The sequence below is a fragment of the Pseudomonas sp. QLc11A genome (genome assembly GCF_052112305.1).
GTDB lineage: Bacteria > Pseudomonadota > Gammaproteobacteria > Pseudomonadales > Pseudomonadaceae > Aquipseudomonas > Aquipseudomonas laurylsulfatiphila.
The window spans coordinates 1-585 of record NZ_JAVAJJ010000047.1; the positions used below are offsets into that span (position 1 = coordinate 1).

The following is a 585-nucleotide window of genomic DNA, read 5'->3' on the forward strand; positions in this document are numbered from 1 at the left end:
ATGACTGGGGTGAAGTCGTAACAAGGTAGCCGTAGGGGAACCTGCGGCTGGATCACCTCCTTAATCGACGACTCAGCTGCTCCATAAGTTCCCACACGAATTGCTTGATTCATTGAAGAAGACGATATAGAAGCAGCCTTGGGGTTGTAGCTTAGTTGGTTAGAGCGCACCCCATGCTCTGTGGTTAAGAGCAGGGTGAGGTCGGCCTTAGCAGCTCGAAATTGGGTCTGTAGCTCAGTTGGTTAGAGCGCACCCCTGATAAGGGTGAGGTCGGCAGTTCGAATCTGCCCAGACCCACCAATTTTGTGTGGGAAACGCCTGTAGAAATACGGGGCCATAGCTCAGCTGGGAGAGCGCCTGCCTTGCACGCAGGAGGTCAACGGTTCGATCCCGTTTGGCTCCACCACTACTGCTTCTGATTGTATAAAGCTTAGAAATGAGCATTCCATCGATGATGGTGAATGTTGATTTCTAGTCTTTGACTAGTTCGTTCTTTAAAAATTTGGGTATGTGATAGAAAGATAGACTGAACGTTACTTTCACTGGTAACGGATCAGGCTAAGGTAAAATTTGTGAGTTCTCTTA

General features: G+C 48.4%; 2 tRNA genes and 1 rRNA gene. All 3 read left to right on the forward strand.

The features are described from left to right. Positions 1–63: ribosomal RNA gene (locus Q8X48_RS29805) — 16S ribosomal RNA — on the forward strand; the annotation flags it as partial. Between the two features lie 160 nt (positions 64–223). Then, positions 224–300, forward strand: a tRNA-Ile gene (locus tag Q8X48_RS29810). A 30-nt stretch (positions 301–330) separates the two neighbouring features. Then, positions 331–406, forward strand: a tRNA-Ala gene (locus tag Q8X48_RS29815). Positions 407–585 lie beyond the last annotated feature (179 nt).